The organism is Chitinophaga polysaccharea (assembly GCF_902150045.1).
Taxonomy (GTDB): Bacteria; Bacteroidota; Bacteroidia; order Chitinophagales; family Chitinophagaceae; genus Chitinophaga; species Chitinophaga polysaccharea_A.
Window position 1 is genome coordinate 921877 of the sequence record NZ_CABFVU010000003.1, and the last position, 20428, is coordinate 942304.

Here is a 20428-nt window from a genome sequence, read left to right on the forward strand (position 1 = left end):
CCATGGCGCTTTTCAACTACAAACAATACATGGATATCTACAAGGAGCTGTTTGACGGGGAGAAGATGAGCAAAGCCAAAGACCTGGAAGCCAAATATGAAATGGCCCGCAAAGAGAAGGACCTGCTGCAGGTACGGTTACTCGCAGAACAAAGGAACCGGGAACTGATCCACACCAGGTATCTTTCCGGGCAAAAAGACCAGGCATTACTGGCCGCGAAATATGCCGCCGCCCTGAAAGATAAATCACTGCTCAATGCAAAATATAAAGCGGAGGTACAACAAAAAGCGCTTACCGATGCGAATTTCAAGACCGCCAAACGGGAGCAGGAACTGAAAACAGTGAACGAAAGATTCACCTATAACAGGAAGCTCAATAAAATATATTCCGCGCTTACCATTGCATTGTTCCTCGCCGCCGCATTCCTGTACTATGCTTTCAAGCAGCGGTCGAACGCCCTTAAACAAAAGCAGCGGCTGCACAACCTGGAGCTGGAACAGATCAACCAGTCGCATCGCATGTCCGTTCTCTCTGCTATGCTGGAAGGGCAGGAACAGGAACGTACCCGCCTTGCCCGCGATTTGCACGATGGCCTCGGCGGGCTGCTCTCAGGCGTAAAAATAGAGCTCTCCGCATTACAGGAACCAGGAACCTCATTGCCCCGGCAAACCATTGTTCATAAAACCATGCATCACCTGGACAGCGCCGTGGACGAACTGCGCAGGATAGCCAGGAGCATGATGCCGGAAGTGCTGATTAAATACGGTTTGGGAGAAGCCATAAAAGAATACTGCAACGGGCTTAAAAAATCGGGCGTTCCCGTTTCCTGCCAGGTGTATAATTACCAGAACAACATGAGCCACGGCCGGCAGGTAACATTATACCGTATTGCCCAGGAGCTGGTGAACAACGCCGTGAAACATGCCTCTGCATCACAGATCCTGGTACAGCTTCAGCAGCGGGATAACCAGCTTTTCCTTGTGGTGGAAGACGATGGGAAAGGATTTGACACTACGCATCTTCAATCGCTGAAAGGCGCAGGATTGGCCAATATCCAGTCGCGCGTGGAAATGCTGAATGGCACCCTTGAAATAGAATCCGCTCCGGGAACCGGTGCTGCATTTGATATTGAATGTGTTGTAAAATGATCTTAGTTTATGATAAAAGTATTGCTGATAGATGATCACCCTATTGTAATGGAAGGATTGAAGAACCTGTTGTCGCGCCAGGAAGATGTAACAGTGACCGGTTGTTTCGATACCGGCAAAGCAGGTTTGCAGGCGATTGAAGACCTGGCGCCCGATGTAGTGCTTCTCGACATCAATTTACCCGACATCAATGGAATAGACCTCTGCCAGCAGGTCCGCAAATATGATAAAGACGTGCGTATTATTGCGCTGAGCGTGCACAATGAACGACCGGTAATCAAGAACGTGCTTAACAGCGGCGCCAATGGCTATGTACTGAAGAATGCCGTTGGCGATGAGATCATCATGGCCATCAACGCTGCCCTGAAGGGCGAAATATACCTGTGCCGGGCCTCGCGCAATATTGTAAGCCAGGTACAGGAAGGAGAGCTTACGGAAATCCCAAAGATCACCCGCCGGGAGAAAGAGATCATGATAAAATTTGCCACTCAATTCGGATTGATATAAAAAATTAGCTGATTTCAGGAATAAAGAACCCCTCCTGCTGGTCGTAGCTTTGTTGCAACAAATTAACAATCTAAAACGAATACAGCATGGACAAGAAAACGTTGGCTATCATTTCCTACATCACCATTATCGGGTGGCTGATCGCATTTTTCCGGTATAAAGACAAGGAGCGTGATCCTTTCGTAACCTATCACCTGAAGCAATCGTTAGGTATTGCTATTATCAGCCTTATCCTTGGCTCCGCCATTAATATCATTGCGCATATTATACCTTCCCTTTCTATAATAGCGTATGCAAACATCGCCATACTGGCATTGTGGGTGGCTGGCATTATCAATGCAATGAGTGGCCGCAGAAAGGCTGTACCTGTGGTTGGCCCTATGTTCGGGAATAAGTTCAGTTTCCTCATGTAATCACCCTATTATTCATTCTATAAACACCCCTTATATGCAGAAGATAGCATCCCTTTTAGTGATTTTTGGCCTTTTATCCATTGTTACCGGTTTCTTTAACCATGTACCCCGAATACTAATATGGATCTATAAATGGGGAGAAGGCCCTGCGTGGGGAATTAAAATAGGGTTGATCGTTTTAGGCTCGATTCTATTTGTGCTCAGCGGGAAGACGCAAAAGAGCTAATACCACGCGGAGATTGTCTGACACGGATTTTGTCTGACTCAGGATTAAACTTATTACGCTGATCAGACTGATTTGATTACTTTGGATTTTAAAAGATCAGGGGAGATTTGAGCGGATATTTTCTGCTTTTATCTTCCCTGGTTTTACCATGAAATGTTTACCTACAGTGCGGAAGCCATAACAGCATCCGAACGGGAAGTAACTGCTTTACAATGCCGGGGAATAGTGCGATTAGCTAAAGCTGGCCCTGAACTCCAGCGGGGAAAGATCCGTTTTGCTTTTGAATAGTTTGCTGAAAGATTGCGGATGCTCAAATCCAAGTTCATATGCAATTTCACTGACAGACAGATCAGTGGTCGATAACTTCTCTTTGGCTTTCTCAATCAGCTTTTCATGAATATGTTGCTGCGCGGTTTGCCCGGTTAATACCTTTAGCAGGTTACTCAGGTATTTGGGCGAAAGGTTTAATGATTGCGCAATGTATTGTACCGTAGGCAATCCTTTCACTGCCAGGTCATCCTCCCTGAAATAATCAGACAGCAGGTTTTCCAGCCTGTCCAGGATTTTATGATTGGTGATTTTCCTGGTGATGAACTGGCGGTGATAAAACCGTTCAGAATAACTGAGCAACGTTTCTATTTGTGAGATGATGATCTGCTGGCTGAAATGATCGATATTGGAATGGTATTCCTGCCGGATGGCCTGGATGATATGATTGATGATCGATTCCTCTTTATCAGAAAGGAACAAAGCCTCGTTTACCGAGTAGTCAAAATATTCATATTGCTGAATGTTTTTTGCCAGGGCAGTATTCCAGAAAAAGTCCGGGTGGATCAGCAACATCCATCCAGAGCGTACGGCCGTGGCGTTGAGCTCCGGTTCTATTCTGAACACCTGGTTAGGCGCAATAAAAAACATCACACCTTCATCAAAATCATATTCCTGCTGGCCATATCTCATTTTACCGTTCACGCCCCGTTTAATGGAAATCTGGTAGAAGTCAAACACCCAGTTGATGTCGCTGATATCAGGCGGCCGTTTCACATCCGCATAATCCACTACGCTGATCAGGGGATGTTCCGGCTTGGGCAAATCCCTGAGCTGATGGAACTCACTGATCGTTTTAACCCTTTGGGTTTTTATATTCACCATCTTTTCACTATTAATATCTGTCTAAAGTTACACCAATAATTGCTCACAAATGGCACAGATGTGCCCGTGCATTATAGTCCCATTTGCGGCAATTAAAGGGAGTAATGTTTTATTAAACGTGTTGCCAGGCAATGTACAAAGCGCTGGTCCGATGTTTAATTAAGACGGGTTATGCTTTATTAAATGCTGCTGCAAAATCCTTTGCAAAATCTTTCAGCTTTACTTTACCTAAAACCGGTTGGTGGCGGTAGTAGTCTTCATACAACACGCCGCTGCCCTGGCTTGCCTGCATCTCCACAAAACCATTAGCTACCTGTGCATTCATCCCTGCTGCCAGCCAACGTTCCAACTGCTTTGCATCAGGGATCACCTCCCATTTCAGGCCCGGCATACCGATGGCCTCCCCCAATGTGGCAGCCACTTCGTTTGGCGAAACTTCATCACTGGCAATATAGCGTATGGTTCTGCCGGCAAAGGGCTTCTCCATTTCTTCCGCAACCACCTCCGCGATATCCAGTGGCGATACCCAGGGTTCTTTTTTGTCTCCGCCATAGTTTGAAATGATGGTTCCCTGCGCTTTTATGTTCCGGATAAGTGAGAAGGTATTGGTATAAAAACCAACAGGGCGCATGAACTTAATGGAAACCTCATCTGGCAATTGCTTCAGTATAGTTTCCACATTGTAGTGAAAGACCAGGATGCCATTTCCTTTGCTCATGTGAGCGCCAATGCTGCTGAGATGCACAACACGTTTCACGCCCGACTGCTCAACCGCCTGCTTATAGTTGTGGCCTATCTGGCTGATAGCGGCAATAAAATCAACTTCCGGGTCAAAGAAGCCGCCTGCAGCGTCTAATGTTTCCATCAGGTAAACTATATCAGCTCCTTTAAATGTGGCGGATAAAAAACCGGCGTCTTCTATGGTGCCAATGGCGGCCTTTGCTCCAAGTGCTTCAATGTTTTTCTGCCTTTCGGGATTGCTGCTGATAACAGTTACCGAGTGCCCTTTTTCCACCAGCTCTTTTGTGAGTGGTTTCCCTATATTGCCCAATGAGCCTGTAAGTACGATATTCATATGTGATTGCTTTGTTGATGCAAAAATCCGCCGGAATCACAAAATGACTGTAGCCTAAAGGCGCATTGTTGTAGCCAAAAGGAAGGGGTTATGCGGGCGGTCAAGTCAACCCACTCCGGCTAAACAGGCAATAAACTGATCTACCCTTCATAAACGGCCGCTATCGCTGCTCTCAGTTGCTGGCGCAATTCGATATAGTTTTTTGCCGTAGTTACTTTATCCAGGAACAGTTTTACAATCCCTGCAGTTTTGGTGGTCCCGTGCTGCTCCACGAAAGAGATATATTCTGCTTTATTCTCCGGGATCAGCGAGGTAAGCTTATCATAGTATTCAAACGATGGCGTATTGTCTTCCCCAAAAAGGTAATCCTCACAATATCCCTCATACAGCTCCCGGGCTGCGGCAGCGAAAATACTGCCGGGATAATTGTCCAGGAACTGCTCCCAGTTAAGGGCCCGCTTTCCAATCAATCTGAATGGGATCACTAACCCTGCATCGGCGCTGTATAACACCGTATCTTCATCGGCGCGCAATTGCAGGTACGCTCCATAATCGGCAGGCAGGGAAGCCTGGAATAAACCGGTATAAAATGTTGGAACCGTACGAAGCTCCGTATATCCCTCCCCTATTTCCCAGGGCTCAATACCTGCTGTTGCGAGTAAATCAATGCGCTGTTGCACCCTGGCGGGCGGTACTACTTTGCCTTTTGCTTCTGAATAAAAATTCACGTATTCATCCACCCATTCATGCTCATTGTTGCTAATACCTATCAGGGCAGTATCTACATAAAGGGCAAGGGAATTATAAAGCCTGGCAGCCGCACCGGCGTCTATACCTGGTAGCTGTTTTTCAATAGCCTGCCTCCTGCTGAAGATCCCTGAAACATATGCTTCGGTAGACGCAGTTGGGATATCAACATGCTTATTGGCCAATGAATCCGTATGGGTTGCAGTGGCAACAGGTTGCTTGCTTTCCGTTTTTTTGCTGTTGCCACGACAGGCTACCAGCATGAAAATGAGGTATACAGGCGCCCAGGCGCTGAGGTTAATAAACTTGTTCTTCATAGTATAAGTCAGCAGTTATTCATAATGAAAGCGCAAGATAATGCAAGTGGAACAATTTTGCATGCCTGCCAGATGATGATAACACCATCTTGTTTTTCTTTATAGAAAAGTTTAATTTATTTATCTGATAGTTTGTCATTTGGATATTTGAACTTTCAAAACTATACAAACATATAGTTCAAAAACGCATTGGATTTGCGCAACACATCGCTCCAAATTCCCCAGCGCCCACACCTGTATCTCCACCAGCACCGGCTTTAACAACTTCCCCTTTTCAGTTAACGAATACTCCACCGTTGGAGGCATAGTGGCATAAGCCTGCCGGCTGATGATTTTCCGGGCTTCAAGTTGCTTTAGCTCCTTTACCAGCATCCGGGTATTAATCCCTGCCACACTCCTCTCCAGCTCTTTAAACCGCATCTTCCCTGCCATCAGGGTGTTGATGATCGACATTGTCCACTTCCCGGAAATCAGGTCCATCGCTTCCTGGAACGGGCAAACTCTTTCTGTTTTATTTTTATCCTCCAAAGCCATAATAGTTCCTGTTACTTTACTCCGTGTTACTATATGCCAAAATAGTAACCCCTTGTAAATGTACCGCAATAAGGTGAAATTTGCACCCAACAAAACACACCTGCCATGTCATTACAACACATTGAACAGCATATTACTGAATTACCCAACGTCACAAAACTTGAAAGCTTCGGATACACATTTTTCTTCTATGGCCCGGAACAGGTACTCCCCTTTGTAACCTTTGCAGCCTCAGATAATGAGCATGATAATGTATCCAATCTTAACCGGGATGGTGTGTTCAGAGTAAATATATCCTGAACCCTGAAGGCGATCGGCTAACGGAAACAATCAACTACATCAACGAAGCCCATCTTGTTGCCAAAAAACGCTTTGATAAAAAACAGGCGGCGAAAGCAGATAATTAACTTTTATGCCAGCAAAGCGGCCTGTCAGTTTCATTTAAAACAGCACACTTAAAATAGTACGATCATTAAAACTTGAGCGCCGCTCCTAGTCCACTTATGCACGCATTTGTCCGATTACGGACAGCACCCTGAAAAAGCATGCACACTGGTAGCGGGTTTTCATATTGGCTTATTTTATGTGCCTGAACTGTGATCAAAATACCATCTTATGATGCAGCTGCACTGGCTTAAAACTGCATGGAGAAATTTACGGCATAACGGCGCCTTTACCCTGATCAACCTGGTAGGACTAACCACCGGGTTTGCCGGGGCCATGCTGATATTCTGTTTATTGAATTACCATTTAAGTTTTGATAATTTTCATAAAGATGCCGGCCGTATTTACCGGATCGTATCCATGTCTGATTATGATAAAGAAGATTATTCACAGGGAGTACCGCAGCCGCTGGGTAAAGCTTTCAGGAATGATTATGCCTATGGGGAACAGGTAGTAATGCGGGCCGGCCTGGAGGAACCGCAGATCAGTGTGGGTGAAGGGTCTTCCCGCAAACTGTTTCATATCGCCGCCGCCTATGTGGAACCAGGCTACTTCCGGATTTTTAACTACCCGTTCCTGGAGGGGAACGAAGCGGTATTGCAGGAACCCGATAACGCGGTGATCACCCGCAGGGAGGCTAACCGGCTCTTTCCCGGGCAACCGGCCATAGGCAAGCAGTTCCTGCTCTCCAACAAGTATAAATTCACCATCGCAGGTATTCTGGAAGATATCCCGGTGAACAGCGTGAACCAGCAGCAGATCTATTTATCTTATAGCAGCTTCAGGACAGCCGATCCCTGGATGGCCAGCGACAGCAGCTGGGGCGCCGTTTCCAGCGAAATACAATGCTTCATAAAACTGAGGCCCGGAATTACCAGCGCCGCAGTGGAGAAGATCTTCCCGGCCTTTCTCACTAAAAATTCACCAAGGGCGGCAAAATCTACCAAACTGTTTATGCAGCCGCTGAACGACATCCATTTCAACAGGACCTACGACGGGCAGATAGAAAAGAAACAACTATGGGGACTGGCGCTGATCGGGCTTTTCCTGGTCATCACCGCGGGTATTAATTTCGTGAACCTGGCAACGGCACGCTTATTTCACCGCTCCCGCGGAGCAGGCGTGCGGAAAGTACTGGGCAGCTCGGGCGCCCAGATCCGCTGGCAGTTTATGATGGAAACAGGAATGCTGGTACTGGGCGCAATGGTGCTATCTGTGCTGGCAGCCTACCTGCTGCTGCCACACTTCAACCAGCTATTCGATACAAATATTGCAGGTAGCGTAATATTCCAGGCGCCGTTTGTCCTTTTTACAGCAATACTATTCAGCCTGGTTACCCTGCTGGTAGGTTACTATCCCGGTACGGTACTGTCGCGCATGAAAGCCGTGGAAACCATTAAGGGTAAAATGATCAGCAGCAGCGCCGCCGGTATCCCGCTGAGAAAAATACTGGTGGTGCTCCAGTTTTCCATTGTGCTGTTCATGCTCAGCTGCACCCTTATCATTTCCAGGCAGCTGCGGTCTTCTATGGATACCGATATTGGTTTTAATAAAGCCGGCATAGTAATGATAAATATCCCGGAAGAAAAGAAATCTGCGGTAGATGGGCTACGCAACGAGCTAACGGCATTGGCGGGCGTCAATAAGCTGAGCTTTTGTTTTACATCGCCGATGTCGGACATGAATAATACAAACGAATTTAAATATGACAACCGGCCCCGGGCCGAGCCCTTCCAGCTGAATGTAAAAGCAGCGGATACCAACTACCTCTCCGCCTTTGGACTTCACCTGGTGGCTGGCCGTAACCTGTATGGCGGCGACACCATAAATGGCTGTCTTGTTAATGAAACAATTGTAAAACGGGTAATGGTGAAATCGCCGGAATCTGTTATCGGGAAAACGCTGAAAGTGTATGATATAAAGACTATGATCGTAGGTGTAGTGAAAGATTTTCATACCAACAATTTTCACCAGGATATTGAGCCGGTGTGTATGTACAGCGACTATCGGCATTACTACAATTGTGCCGTGAATATTGATATGCGGCATGCCAGGCAATTGTTACCGGTAATGGAGAAACTTTGGAAAGATGTATACCCGGATTATACCTGGTCTTACGACTTCCTGGATGATAATATCCGTGAGATGTATCATGCAGAAGAAGTTTTATTACAGCTGATACAAACGTTTTCCTTACTGGCCATCCTGGTAGGATGTATCGGCTTGTTCGGTATGGTATCGTTTATGGCAGTACAACGGAAAAAGGAAATAGGTGTACGGAAAGTATTGGGAGCAAGCATAGGCAGCATTTTATGGTTGTTTATGAAAGAATTTATACGGCTGTTGCTCATAGCCCTGGTGGTAGCCATCCCTGTTGCCTGGTATGTGATGCATCGCTGGCTGCAGGAATTTGTTTTCCGGCTTAACCTGGATGCCTGTAGCTTCCTCTGGCCCGTGGTGATCACGTTTGGGATGGTCATTGTAACCATCAGCCTGAAATCGCTCAAAGCGGCGCTGGACAACCCGGTAATAAGCCTGAAGAATGAATAGCATGCCGCGCTAATACATCTCACTAAAAGCTGGTAAATAACCGGCTTTTTTTATTATCTTCATACTACCAGCAAAAAATAGCCTCATGACCACACATGCTGATGACCCTCACAGCGGAAAAAACCGGGCAGCTACCCCGGTTGCAAACCGTATAACCCCGGCGGCAGTACATACCGCAGGCAATGGGCCTGGGGCCATCCAGCTCCGCCCCTACGAACATCTGGTTACCGGCAACGACAAAACTACACAGCAGAAAGCCCTGCGAACACTGACTGGCAATCAACCGGTACAAAAAAAAGAAAACAAAACCGGTATGCCCGACCAGCTCAAAAATGGTATAGAAAACATATCAGGATACAGTATGGATGATGTAAGGGTTCACTACAATTCTGCTGAGCCTGCCCAACTGCAGGCGCTTGCCTATGCAAAAGGAACAGATATCCATATCGGGCCCGGACAGGAACAGCACCTGGCGCATGAAGCATGGCATGTAGTACAACAAAAACAAGGACGGGTACAGGCTACCACACAATTAAAACAGGGAGTTCCTGTAAACGATGATAAGGGCCTTGAACAGGAGGCCGACCTCATGGGACAGAAAGCCATGCAGCTACAAAGCGCCTCCCCGCATCATTACCATACCCCTGCTCAATTGAAAACCGGTGTAGTACAGCGTATCAGTATAGATACCAACAAACTGAATATGGTAGGCGAAGAACACAGCGAATCACAAAAACGCAGGCCAGCGGAAATCGCTTACTGTAATCACCTCTTTGGCCGCACAGGTTTGTATTGGCAGGAAGCCGCCTTCAAACCTATAGAAATGCACGAAACACGCGGCGATGAAGCCGGTCGCCGGTTGAGATTCTTCTATCATCTTTTTGCAAACAGTATCGCAAAGTGCATTCATGCCACTAATGACGGAGGCATGCCTTATCTTATGGCTGTACGTAGCCCCTGGAAAACATTAAATACGGTGAAGAGCTTATACCAGGAGGAAGTAACAACACTGAGCCATGAAGAAGGAACCGCCCTGCATGAAATGATCACCAGCCAGGAATGGATCAGCTTACAGGCTGGTATGGATGGACTGGCCGTTGCCGAAAATGCAGGCAACCTCCAATACAGGCAGAAAGTGATAGAAGATATGATAAAACTGAAAGCATACTGGGAAAACAAACCGGCCATTTATGAGCCCAGCAAGGCAACTGCCACAAACGACCGGAATGATCATATGCATAACAGCGCTACCGTCGCCGCTTTCCAGGGACGAGTAGGTATCTGGAAAGTAGGCGATAACCACATTACCGGTATCGGGCAAATGTACCCCACAGGCAGGCACTACAACCTGGTACCACGTGCTAATTTCAATAACGATCTCAATGCTTATATCCACAGTGCCACCAGCACTACCGGTGTTACCGGCGGGAAACAATAAGCATCTTTTTACTTCTCCGGAAAAGTTGAAACACAGCCACGCCAGCTGCTAAATATTTTTAACCATCCAAATGAATTTTGGATGCTATTTTTTACTACCTTATAGCTATTACATTCCTGTTATGTGCTAAAAACCATGCCCGTAAAGCCCATAAAATACCTGCCGGCCCGCCTGGTTGTTATCATAGCATGCCTGTTAGCTCCCGGATGCAAACACTCAACAGAAAACCCGGATCATTCCAGGTTTGTTGAGCAGGTTGACTATGTTATTGACAGTATGCTCAACAGCGGACATATGGATGATGTACCGCATTACCTGGACTCTGCATATGCCACACTCAACGCACCAAGCTATCATGATCTCTGGGTGAAATATAACCACCGGACTAACCTCTACACCTTTTACCAGAGAAATATCCCTCTGGCCAGGGCCAACCTCGACAGCATGTTCCTGAGCCTGAAAGGCAGGGAAAAGATCTATGCAGATGATTATGCCAGCACTCTTTACAGGCAGGGAGAAGTAAATATGGCCGACAAACAATACAGCCAGGCCTATAAAAGTTTCTTCAACGGCAAACAGTTCGTACAAAAACACCTCGACACCTGTTATTATGGTAAATTCAGCAGCAAGCTCGGTGTTATAGCATACCGGCAGGGAAAGTACCTGGGCGCTATCCCTTACTTTAAAGAGGCCTTTTCAGAGTATCAGCATTGCCAGTCGGCCAGTCCCAAGGATTTTAATAACCTGTTCCTGTTCCCCCAGGCAGATCTGAACTCTATTGCATTATGTTTTGAAAAGGCCAACCAGCCCGACAGTGCCCTCAACTACTATCAGAAAGCGCTTCAATTTATCAGCGCGGCGCGTTTAAAATTCCCACACAAAAAGCAATTCGCGGAAGTTGCAACCGGCGTGGTATATGGTAATCTTGGCGGCGTCTATGCAAAAAAAGGAAATGTTGACTCCGCAGAATACTACTTAAAGGAAAATATCCGTATCAACGACCAGCCCGGCAATGCAGTGGAAGATGCACAAACCTCCAAGCTCAAGCTGATCAGGCTTTACCTGGGTATTAACCGCTTCCGCGAGGCAAATGACCTCCTGGCCCAGTTAGGCAGCGACCTGGATACCAAACGGGGCAAAGGCATTATAAACGACGCTATATGGCAGCAATGGCTGCAGCTGAAATGGCACTATCTTGATAAAACCGGCGACCTGCCAGGCGCCTATCATTACAGCCAGCGCTATTACCAACTTAAAGATTCCCTGGATGAGGTAAACACAGGATTAAAAGAAGCAGACCTCGACGCAGGTATAAAGGATGCAGGACAACAATACCAAATCGCGCTGCTCCATAAAAACAACCAGCTTAAAACAAGCTATCTTTTAGCAGCCATTATATTCTCTGTATTAACTATCCTGATCCTGTTTTTGCTATGGAAAAACCTCCGGCGGTCCTATAAAAATGTAAAGGAACTAACCACCCTTAACCGCCAGGTAGAAGAAAAAAACCGCGAGACACTGGAAACCCTGAAAGCCCTTGAACAAAGCCACCAGGATAATACCCGCATCATGAAGGTAGTGGCGCACGATCTGCGAAACCCGGTAGGCGCTATCACCAGCCTTTGTGAACTGATGCTCCAGGAAAATCATCATAGTGGCGAAGACCGCAGCATGCTGGGAATGATCCGTTCAGCCGGTCAAAGCGCTATCCACCTGATCAGTGACCTCCTCCATTATACAGTACAGTATGAGCTGAAAAAAGAACCGGTTGAGCTCAATGAGCTGATGCACTACTGTGTGGATATGATGCAGCTCAGGGCCACCGAAAAGCAGCAGCGTATACAGCTTCAAACCACACACATTATGATCAGCATCAACAGGGAAAAAATATGGCGGGTTTTCAGTAACCTGCTCTCGAATGCCATTAAGTTCAGCCCGGGTAATACCCTTATCCGGATCACCACAACAACAGCGCCTGATCACGTAGTCGTTGCCGTCAGCGACCAGGGCATAGGCATACCGGATGAAATGAAAAGCAAGATCTTTGACCTGTTCACAGAAGCGAAAAGGCCAGGCACCGGCGGGGAACGCCCGTACGGAATGGGACTGGCCATCGCAAAACAGATCTCAGAAGCTCATGGAGGCTCCATCTGGTTTGAAAGCTCACCGGGCGAAGGAACCACGTTTTTTGTGAAACTCCCTCTCAACTAATACCTCCCTGATTAATTCAGATGGCAGTCACCTTCAGCACTACGCTGGTACGCTTTGCGCCGGCTTCCCCACCTTCATCAGTAAATCGCCCGTATATACATGCCCGTTATCAATGGGCGATGTTGTGCCCAGCTTCCCGCTTATTGAAAATGTTATCTTGTGATAACCTCCTGCGCCCCGGCAAATTGGGTTAATAGTATTGCAAAGATGAACGTCCGGTTAAAAGTTTCCATACGGTAATATAATCTGCCTGAAGGTCAGAAATAAGTAGTACGCAGCGGATAATGCAAAAATTATCTAGTGAAATATATACGGGCCGCCGCTTCATTTTTGCAGTGACATGCCCTATTTTGAAGCTTAATAACGTATTCCCCTATAGCCGATACTCCTGCGCAGTTTTCAATTTAACCCGGAACAAATAATCCTTATACCCATGAGAAAAATTTTACTGTCAGCATTACTGTTTATAACAGCAGGTTGTTGTTATGCACAAAACTGTACCACTCCCCTGCGGATTGTTGTATTAGGCTCCTCTACCGCATGGGGCAATGGGGTGCCCAGCCGCGACAGCGCCTGGACCTTCCGTTTTGCCCGTTATCTCAAAGCAAATCACAACGCGGCTGATACGGTCATTAACCTGGCCGTAGGCGGCTTTACCACGCAGAATATCCAGGCCACCGGTACGCCTCCTTATACTGTTTTGGGAAATACTTTTTCGGTAGATGTAAATAAAAATATCTCCAAAGCTATTTCACTCTTGCCCGATGCGATTATTATCAACATCTCCAACGATGATGAAGGCCGCGGCTTCCCGTTATCTGTACAGGTGGCCAATTACCTGGCGCTAAAACAGGCGGCGGCGCAAAATAATATCCCGTTATGGGTGGCCACCACCCAACCCAGGGACAACCTGGGTACTGCCGGCGCAGGGCGGCTGCGGCAAATGAAAGACAGTATCGATCTTTACTTCGGCAATAAAGCTATCGACTTCTGGACCGGGCTGGCCTCCGCCACCAACCAGATCGCTACGCAATACAGCGCAGGCGATGGCTTTCATTTCAACTCCTCAGGGCAGCAGGTGCTTTTCAGCAGGGTGGTTGCCAAACAAATACCGGAAGCACTCTGCACACCGCCCGCCAGCGGCGCTTTCCAGCTTACCTCGTTTGCAGTGAGCCAGCAAAAGGATTCATTAAAGCTAACATGGACCACCGCCAGGGAAGAAAAAACAAAATCTTTCCTCGTTGAATACAGCACCGACTCCATCAGCTGGGCGCAGCTCAGCCAGCTGACAGCAGCAGGCAACAGCAATGTGCCACTCACCTATACGTTTACAGATCATCCTGCATTACCCCGCTACTACCGGCTTAACATGGTGGATTCAAGCGATAACCATACCTACAGTTCCGTAGTGAAAGGCATTCCGGATACGTTGTATTACGCGCCCTTCCGGTTATCAACATTTACGCTCAGCAGTCAGCCCGGCAAAATACAGCTCAACTGGGCCACACTGCTGGAAAGCAACACACTCACGTTCACGGTTCAACGAAGTACAGATTCCATTAACTGGACAGTTGCAGGAACAGTAGCCGCCGCAGGGAATTCAGCAGCCTTAAAAAACTACGTCTATACCGATAACACGGTAATACCCGGCCTGCTTTACTACTACCGGCTCCAGATGAATGCTACAGACAACAGGCATTTCTACAGCCAGTTCGTATTTGGCGCGGCCGACAGTGCCACATCCGCCTGCAATACGCCGTTGCGGATCGTGGTATTAGGCTCCTCCACAGCTTATGGCGATGGCCTGCCTGATCGCGACAGCGCCTGGACCTTCCGTTTTGCCCGTTATCTCAAAGCAAACCACAACGCGGCAGATACGTTGATCAATCTTGCCATAGGCGGCTATACCACGCAGCATATCATGCCGGATGGCACGCCTCCCTATACTTCGCTGGGCAATACTTTTTATGTAGATGTACAACACAATATCACCAAAGCCCTGTCGCTCAACCCGGATGTCATTATCATCAATATGCCCACCAATGATGAAGCCCGTGGTTTCCCGTTAATTAAAACGAGAGACAACTACCTTGCGCTGAAACAGCTGGCAGCACAATCAGGTGTGCCCCTCTGGGTTACCACCACCCAGCCACGTGGCAACCTGGGTTATGATGCGGCTATCCGGTTACGGCAAATGAAAGACACCATCATAAAGTATTTCAGCGGCAGATCCATTGATTTCTACAACGGGCTTGCCACCAGCGCAGGATTTATTGAGCCGGCCTACAACAGCGGCGACGATGTACATTTCAATGCCTGGGGGCAGCGTATCCTGTTTGAACGTGTAGTGGCTGCAGCTATTCCCGATTCCCTCTGCACCATCAACGCATTAAGCGGGAATAACAGCATGATGGCAACAGCCGGAATGATCAAATCCTACGTTAATACAACCGGCATTAAATTGTATCCCAATCCGGCGCAGGATTATGTGCTGCTACGGGGCCTGAACGGCAAGCCTTATAAAGTGGAAGTGTATAACACGCTGGGCGCCCTGGTATATGTACGGCAAAAAACAGTGACTAACCGCCTCGACATCGGGGAGCTGAAACCGGGTATTTATTTTATCATCATCAATAATACACAACGATACAAACTGGTGAAAATGTAATTCCTCCAAAAGGAGGCTGTATCATAAATAACTTTTACCCGATTTTACTCGGGTACCGGGTGGAGAAAATTTTCGTATATGCGATTCTCACACCCATTAAGTTAGTTATGATACAGCCTCCCTTAGGGATAACGAGGGATATTACATCTAGTTCCAACCATTCCGGATCTGTGCGGCTACATTGGGATTATAATTCTTTTCATTGTCGGGAACAGGCAGCAACACATGTTTATCCTGGAAGGGCTGTGTACCTGTACCTGGTTCCGCCAGTTTCTCTGCGTTAATAGTTTGCTTGGCGATGCCCCAGCGGATCAGGTCAAAATAACGGCACTGTTCACCGCACAACTCCAGCTGCCGCTCGCGCATCAGCAGCTTCATGGCATTGTTCTTATCTCCCAGCGCAGTATATAAAACAGCACCGGCGCGGGAACGTACACTGTCAATCAGCGCCAGTGGCTCATTACCTGTATTCCCTTGCTGGATATAGGCTTCGGCAAGCATAAGCATTACATCCGCCAGGCGGATCACCTGCCCGTTAATAGGGCTTTTGGGATCTCCGTATTTTTCAACGAGATTATAATATTCATACTTCTTCCACCGGTAATCGCCCTGGGGATCATTGGCATCAAAGGGATAAGGCTTAGGGCCGGCAGCGCATTGCTGGCAATACGCTGTATCACCACCGGATGCAGCGGTGCCATAAAACGTGGATTTAGCGCGGGGGTCTGTATAAGGCAACCCGTTCACCGGGTGGGCATACGTGAACGCATGTACGGAAGAGTTACTGATGTATACGTTTTTCCAGTCGTTCCAGCCATACTCCATAGCCCTGCCTGAATGCGTTTGCTTACCTACCTGTTCAGCGCCGTTTCCAAACATATAATAAGGCGATCCCACGCCCCAGTCGGTCCATTGCTGGTTCATGATCTGGAAAATATTCTCCGGCGTATTCTGGTTCGCAATGGAGAAGAGGCTGTCGTATACAGGAGCCAGTTTATAGGTGTAAGGCGCGGCCATAAGCTTTTGCAGCTCCGTTTGTGCAGGCGCCCATTTTTTCTGGTAGAGATAAACTTTTCCAAGCAACGCCGTAACAGCGCCTTTGGTAGCGCGGCCCAGATCGGTAACGGGATAGGTCACCGGTAATTCGGCAGTAGCCTGTGCTTCCGTGAGGTCTTTCTCTATCTGTTTCCATACGTCTGCCGCCGAGCTGCGGGGCAGGTAGTTGTTGTTGAGCGTAGTCTGGTAGTCAACATACAAAGGCACATCTCCCCATAAAGTAACCAGGTGAAAGTATGCATATGCCCGCAGGAATTTTACTTCCGCTACGTATTGGTTTATTTTGGCACGGTCTGCCGCCGCGGTGGGATTCCATGCTGCAGCCCTGTCGATCACCAGGTTGGTACGGAATATCATCCGGTATAAAGCTCCCCACAGGAAAGAGAGATTAGTATTATTGGTACCAAAGCTATAATCGCCCAGTTCCTGTTCTGCGCCCTGCAGGAAGCTGGCGCGTTTGGCCTCATTTCCCAGCAGGTCAAAAATAAAATAGTATTCCCTGGCCCATAACCCCGGATGCAGCAGGGTAGCGTAACTGGCTACAGTAGCCTGGTTGAGGGCGCCGGTATTTGTAAAGTAAGTATCGTAAGCATAGGCGCTCTGATCTACCAGTTCCAGCTTCGACTTTTTACACCCCGTGCTAACGGTGATCAATCCGGCGATAAGCAGCAATTGAAAAATATACGTCTTCATAAAATTCATTTTAAAAATTAAAACCCTAATTGAATACCTCCCAGGAATGTTCTTGGCTGTGGCACCTGTCCCTGGTCTATACCACGGGCAAAGAGATAGTCGCCCACTATTTCAGGGTCATACCCGGTGTAATTGGTGATGGTAAACAGGTTTTGTGCGGCCACATAAATGCGTAAGGATTTAACGGTGCCTTTGGTAAGAGTGGTCAGCATGGAAACGGGCGTATTATAACCGATGGTGATATTACGCATGCGCAGGTAACTGCCGTCTTCCAGCCACCAGTCGGAAGGGCGAAGGTTACCGCTACCTGTTGCGTTTTGTCCCAGTCGTGGCAAAGCCGCTTCATCACCGGGTTTGCGCCACCTGTCGAGAATAGCTGTAGACGCATTGTGGCCGGTGGCCATCATCTCTGTATTCAATTTTAACCCGTTCAGCAGCTTCAGACCACTGATACCGGAGATAACAATATTCAGATCGAAATTTTTCCAGGTAAGGGACGCATTGAACCCGTAAATATATTTAGGGATAGGGTTTCCCAGGATTTGCTGGTCTTTCGCAGTTACCCTGCCGTCGCCGTCCAGGTCTTTATAAATAAAATCACCGGGCAACAGGCCATCCTGGTATTTAGCATTGGCGTTACCTGTTTTCTTTACTGCTTCGGCATCCAGTGCAGCTATTTCTGCTGCATCCCTCGCTACGTGATCTTTACGGTAGCCGTAGAAAGAGCCAATGGCGCTGCCTGCGGCGGTATAGGTAGTAGTGGGCACGGGGTCAAAAGCACCTGCCTGGATAGGGGCGGAAAACTGTGCGCCTAACGACAATACCTCGTTATGGTTAATGGAGCCATTTACGCTAACGTTGTACCTGAAGTTCTTTCCTACTTTATCACCATACCCGATCGTCAGTTCAAATCCTTTGTTGGCGGCATCTGCAGCGTTCAGTGTTTTCCTCGGCTGGTTGCCGGTGGTGCTTACGCCAATGCTGGCAGGCAGGAAGGTGCTCACTAACAACCCGGTGCTCTTACGGTTGTACCAGTCGGCGGCAATTGTAAGCCGGTTATTCAGGAAGCCCAGGTCCAGCCCAATATCGGTTTGATTGGTTTGTTCCCATTGAAGGTCCGGGTTGCTCAATGTAGAAATGGTGGTACCGGAAACAAATGTTTCATTGCTGCCGAATGAATACACCAATGCACCGGCAGGCGTACCCTGGTAAGTTCTTGCGGTGTTCAGGAAGTTGGGGATATTGTTGTTACCGGTTTGTCCCCAGCCTGCACGCAGTTTACCATTAGATAAAACAGGCAGTGCGCGTTTAATAAATTCTTCTTCAGAAAAGCTCCATGCTACTCCTCCCGAAGCAAAATTACCATAACGGGTGTTGGCGCCGAAGTTGGAAGCGCCATCCCTGCGGAAGCTGGCGGTGAGCACGTACTTATCATCGTAGGTATATCCTGCCCTTCCATAGTAGGAGATCACCGACGGGCGTGCATAGTTGGAATAGGTACTTGTAACGGATTGTGAAGGCGCTACGCCTACGTTGGTGATATTATCGTTTGGCTGGCCGGTGCCGCGTACATTGGAACCGTTGGTCACGCCGGGGTCAATATAGCTTTGGCCGGCCATCAGGGAAAGCTGGTGCTTTTTAATTGTTTTATCATAGGTAAGATAATTTTCCAGCATGTAGTAGGAGTTCTCAGTGAAATTGAGCCCCGACTGGCGCGCCTGGTTCAGGTAGTTAGACGACTGGTACTGCTGCTGGTAGCTGTTGGCACGGGTGGAGTTTATTTCTGCCGCAAACTGTGAGCGGAATTTCAGCCCGTTGATGATACGCACTTCGCCGGATAGCTGTGGAAAAAAAGCGAGCGATTTTGTAGTCTGGCTTCTCAGGTTAATATCCTGTAGCGGATTTGATGCATTGCTATAGTCTTCGATGTTGGATAAAATGGAATAGCCTCCCTGGATATTCGGGTCCAGCGCCGGTTTATAGGGCGCGTACCGGATGCCGTTGAGAATGCTGGCATAGTTGCCATCAGATACATATTGGCGTAAGATAATATTCTGTGTAAAGCGGAAGCGGCCAAGCTGTTCTTCCAGGCCAATGCGCGCCTGCAACCGCTTATTGGTAGCGTTGGTTAAAATAGCTTTCTGGTTGATATAGGTAGCAGATACGGAATAGTTCACCTTTTCGCCTCCACCGCTGATGTTCACATCATTTTCAGATACCAGCGCGTTGCGGAAAATAGCATCCTGCCAATCGGTACTATCCTGCAAAACCGCCGGGGTATTAAATTTGGCGGGCAACACCGCATTCTTTGTAGCGGCCAGGTCTTTGAGCGCATCTACATACTGGGCTGCGTTCAGCAGGTCCAGTTTTTTCCATGCTTTGGCAATGCCCCATTGTGAAGTGAAGCTAACCCTCGGAGGGCCTGTTTTACCCTTTTTGGTGGTAATGATCACCACGCCGTTGGCCGCGGCAGATCCGTAGATGGCCGTAGAGGATGCATCTTTGAGGATAGTGATGTTTTCTATATCCTGCGGGTTCAGGGTATTGAATAAATTCTTGGTTCCCTGGATACCGTCTATTACATACAGGGGATTAATATCCGTAAAGCTGCCCGTGCCACGGATAATGATCTGCGCGTCTGCACCGGCGGCGCCGCTGCTTTGCAGCACCTGCACACCCGCCGCTTTACCGATCAGCAACTGGGAAGGGTTGGTGGCATTCACAGCGCCGGCTTCCTTTACGGAAACAACGCTGAAGGAACCGGCCACATCTTTCCGCCTGGCGGTACCGTAGCCAATCACTATCAGGTCGTTCAGGGCGGCGATGGTACGGGTAAGCCGCACTGCCAGAGTTAAGGTGGCTCCGGGTTTCAGCGCTACGCTGTTTAACTGCTGGGTTTCATAGCCCATATAGGAAATGCTGAACAAATACCTGCCCTCCTGGGGCAACCCGGAAAAGCGGAAAACGCCATTGCTGTCTGTTACTACACCTGCGGTGTATTTTGTTTTTTCATTCAATGCAACAACAGAGGCATTGGGCAGCAGTTCCCCCTGGTCGCTGCGCACGGTACCGGTTACCTGCAACCGGGGATGCTGGGCCTGCGAGGCAAAGGGCAGGCACAGGAAAAACAAGGCAAGGAACGGCAACAGCCGTAAATCTGGTCGATAAAACGTCTTCATAACTGGAACGTGTTTTTAAGTACAGGGCATGACAGTCCCCGGGCGCCTTTGCACCTTGTTGTAGAATAAA

14 protein-coding genes are annotated in these 20428 nt (G+C 48.0%); 8 read left to right on the forward strand and 6 right to left on the reverse strand.

Features of this window, described 5'->3' with window-relative positions; genetic code table 11:
- Positions 1-2 precede the first annotated feature (2 nt).
- From FN124_RS24195 to FN124_RS24205, 3 genes are all read left to right on the forward strand, one after another.
- Positions 3-1148, forward strand: coding sequence for a sensor histidine kinase (locus FN124_RS24195; RefSeq protein ID WP_142687341.1), 1146 nt, complete (start codon positions 3-5; stop codon positions 1146-1148).
- A 9-nt stretch (positions 1149-1157) separates the two neighbouring features.
- Positions 1158-1655 carry a response regulator gene (locus FN124_RS24200; protein WP_142687342.1) on the forward strand — a complete coding sequence of 166 codons (498 nt, stop codon included), beginning with the start codon at positions 1158-1160 and terminating at the stop codon, positions 1653-1655.
- An 86-nt stretch (positions 1656-1741) separates the two neighbouring features.
- Positions 1742-2068, forward strand: a complete 327-nt coding sequence (locus FN124_RS24205) for a magnetosome magnetite crystal formation protein family (RefSeq protein WP_142687343.1) — start codon at positions 1742-1744, stop codon at positions 2066-2068.
- Between the two features lie 457 nt (positions 2069-2525).
- On the opposite strand, the gene FN124_RS24215 is transcribed toward FN124_RS24205, so the two are convergent.
- The 4 genes from FN124_RS24215 to FN124_RS24230 form a co-directional block, all read right to left on the reverse strand.
- Positions 2526-3446 (reverse strand): helix-turn-helix domain-containing protein, encoded by a 921-nt coding sequence (locus FN124_RS24215; RefSeq protein WP_142687345.1) that lies wholly within the window; start codon positions 3444-3446, stop codon positions 2526-2528.
- Positions 3447-3615: 169 nt separating this feature from the next.
- Positions 3616-4521, reverse strand: a complete 906-nt coding sequence (locus FN124_RS24220) for an NAD(P)H-binding protein (protein ID WP_142687346.1) — start codon at positions 4519-4521, stop codon at positions 3616-3618.
- A 140-nt stretch (positions 4522-4661) separates the two neighbouring features.
- Positions 4662-5585, reverse strand: a complete 924-nt coding sequence (locus FN124_RS24225) for a hypothetical protein (protein ID WP_142687347.1) — start codon at positions 5583-5585, stop codon at positions 4662-4664.
- 135 nt (positions 5586-5720) lie between these two features.
- Entirely contained in the window at positions 5721-6119 is a 399-nt protein-coding gene (locus tag FN124_RS24230; RefSeq protein ID WP_142687348.1) for a winged helix-turn-helix transcriptional regulator, read from the reverse strand.
- Between the two features lie 105 nt (positions 6120-6224).
- On the opposite strand from FN124_RS24230, the gene FN124_RS24235 reads away from it, so the two are divergent.
- The 5 genes from FN124_RS24235 to FN124_RS24255 all read left to right on the forward strand — a co-directional run bounded on the left by FN124_RS24235 (position 6225) and on the right by FN124_RS24255 (position 15430).
- Complete coding sequence (locus FN124_RS24235) at positions 6225-6419, forward strand: DUF6194 family protein (protein WP_142687349.1); 195 nt, start codon at positions 6225-6227, stop codon at positions 6417-6419.
- Between the two features lie 315 nt (positions 6420-6734).
- Positions 6735-9113, forward strand: a complete 2379-nt coding sequence (locus FN124_RS24240; RefSeq protein WP_142687350.1) for an ABC transporter permease — start codon at positions 6735-6737, stop codon at positions 9111-9113.
- Between the two features lie 85 nt (positions 9114-9198).
- Positions 9199-10551 (forward strand): eCIS core domain-containing protein, encoded by a 1353-nt coding sequence (locus FN124_RS24245; RefSeq protein ID WP_142687351.1) that lies wholly within the window; start codon positions 9199-9201, stop codon positions 10549-10551.
- A 135-nt stretch (positions 10552-10686) separates the two neighbouring features.
- Positions 10687-12762 (forward strand): tetratricopeptide repeat-containing sensor histidine kinase, encoded by a 2076-nt coding sequence (locus FN124_RS24250; RefSeq protein ID WP_142687352.1) that lies wholly within the window; start codon positions 10687-10689, stop codon positions 12760-12762.
- A 433-nt stretch (positions 12763-13195) separates the two neighbouring features.
- On the forward strand, positions 13196-15430 hold the full coding sequence (locus FN124_RS24255) for a GDSL-type esterase/lipase family protein (protein WP_142687353.1): 2235 nt from the start codon (positions 13196-13198) through the stop codon (positions 15428-15430).
- A gap of 147 nt (positions 15431-15577) precedes the next feature.
- Here FN124_RS24255 and FN124_RS24260 read toward each other — a convergent pair whose 3' ends face one another.
- Both FN124_RS24260 and FN124_RS24265 read right to left on the reverse strand, forming a co-directional pair.
- A complete protein-coding gene (locus FN124_RS24260) occupies positions 15578-17179 on the reverse strand; it encodes a RagB/SusD family nutrient uptake outer membrane protein (RefSeq protein ID WP_142687354.1) in 1602 nt (533 codons plus the stop codon).
- Between the two features lie 17 nt (positions 17180-17196).
- Positions 17197-20358, reverse strand: coding sequence for a SusC/RagA family TonB-linked outer membrane protein (locus tag FN124_RS24265; RefSeq protein ID WP_142687355.1), 3162 nt, complete (start codon positions 20356-20358; stop codon positions 17197-17199).
- Between the last annotated feature and the right edge of the window lie 70 nt (positions 20359-20428).

What these genes read in the sequence shown, in the direction of transcription:
- FN124_RS24255 (WP_142687353.1), top strand. Translation starts at nt 13,196, where the DNA reads ATGAGAAAAATTTTACTGTCAGCATTACTGTTTATAACAGCAGGTTGT.
- FN124_RS24230 (WP_142687348.1), bottom strand. Translation starts at nt 6,119, where the DNA reads ATGGCTTTGGAGGATAAAAATAAAACAGAAAGAGTTTGCCCGTTCCAG.
- FN124_RS24240 (WP_142687350.1), top strand. Translation starts at nt 6,735, where the DNA reads ATGATGCAGCTGCACTGGCTTAAAACTGCATGGAGAAATTTACGGCAT.
- FN124_RS24220 (WP_142687346.1), bottom strand. Translation starts at nt 4,521, where the DNA reads ATGAATATCGTACTTACAGGCTCATTGGGCAATATAGGGAAACCACTC.
- FN124_RS24235 (WP_142687349.1), top strand. Translation starts at nt 6,225, where the DNA reads ATGTCATTACAACACATTGAACAGCATATTACTGAATTACCCAACGTC.
- FN124_RS24265 (WP_142687355.1), bottom strand. Translation starts at nt 20,358, where the DNA reads ATGAAGACGTTTTATCGACCAGATTTACGGCTGTTGCCGTTCCTTGCC.
- FN124_RS24200 (WP_142687342.1), top strand. Translation starts at nt 1,158, where the DNA reads ATGATAAAAGTATTGCTGATAGATGATCACCCTATTGTAATGGAAGGA.
- FN124_RS24195 (WP_142687341.1), top strand. Translation starts at nt 3, where the DNA reads ATGGCGCTTTTCAACTACAAACAATACATGGATATCTACAAGGAGCTG.
- FN124_RS24260 (WP_142687354.1), bottom strand. Translation starts at nt 17,179, where the DNA reads ATGAAGACGTATATTTTTCAATTGCTGCTTATCGCCGGATTGATCACC.
- FN124_RS24225 (WP_142687347.1), bottom strand. Translation starts at nt 5,585, where the DNA reads ATGAAGAACAAGTTTATTAACCTCAGCGCCTGGGCGCCTGTATACCTC.
- FN124_RS24250 (WP_142687352.1), top strand. Translation starts at nt 10,687, where the DNA reads ATGCCCGTAAAGCCCATAAAATACCTGCCGGCCCGCCTGGTTGTTATC.
- FN124_RS24245 (WP_142687351.1), top strand. Translation starts at nt 9,199, where the DNA reads ATGACCACACATGCTGATGACCCTCACAGCGGAAAAAACCGGGCAGCT.
- FN124_RS24205 (WP_142687343.1), top strand. Translation starts at nt 1,742, where the DNA reads ATGGACAAGAAAACGTTGGCTATCATTTCCTACATCACCATTATCGGG.
- FN124_RS24215 (WP_142687345.1), bottom strand. Translation starts at nt 3,446, where the DNA reads ATGGTGAATATAAAAACCCAAAGGGTTAAAACGATCAGTGAGTTCCAT.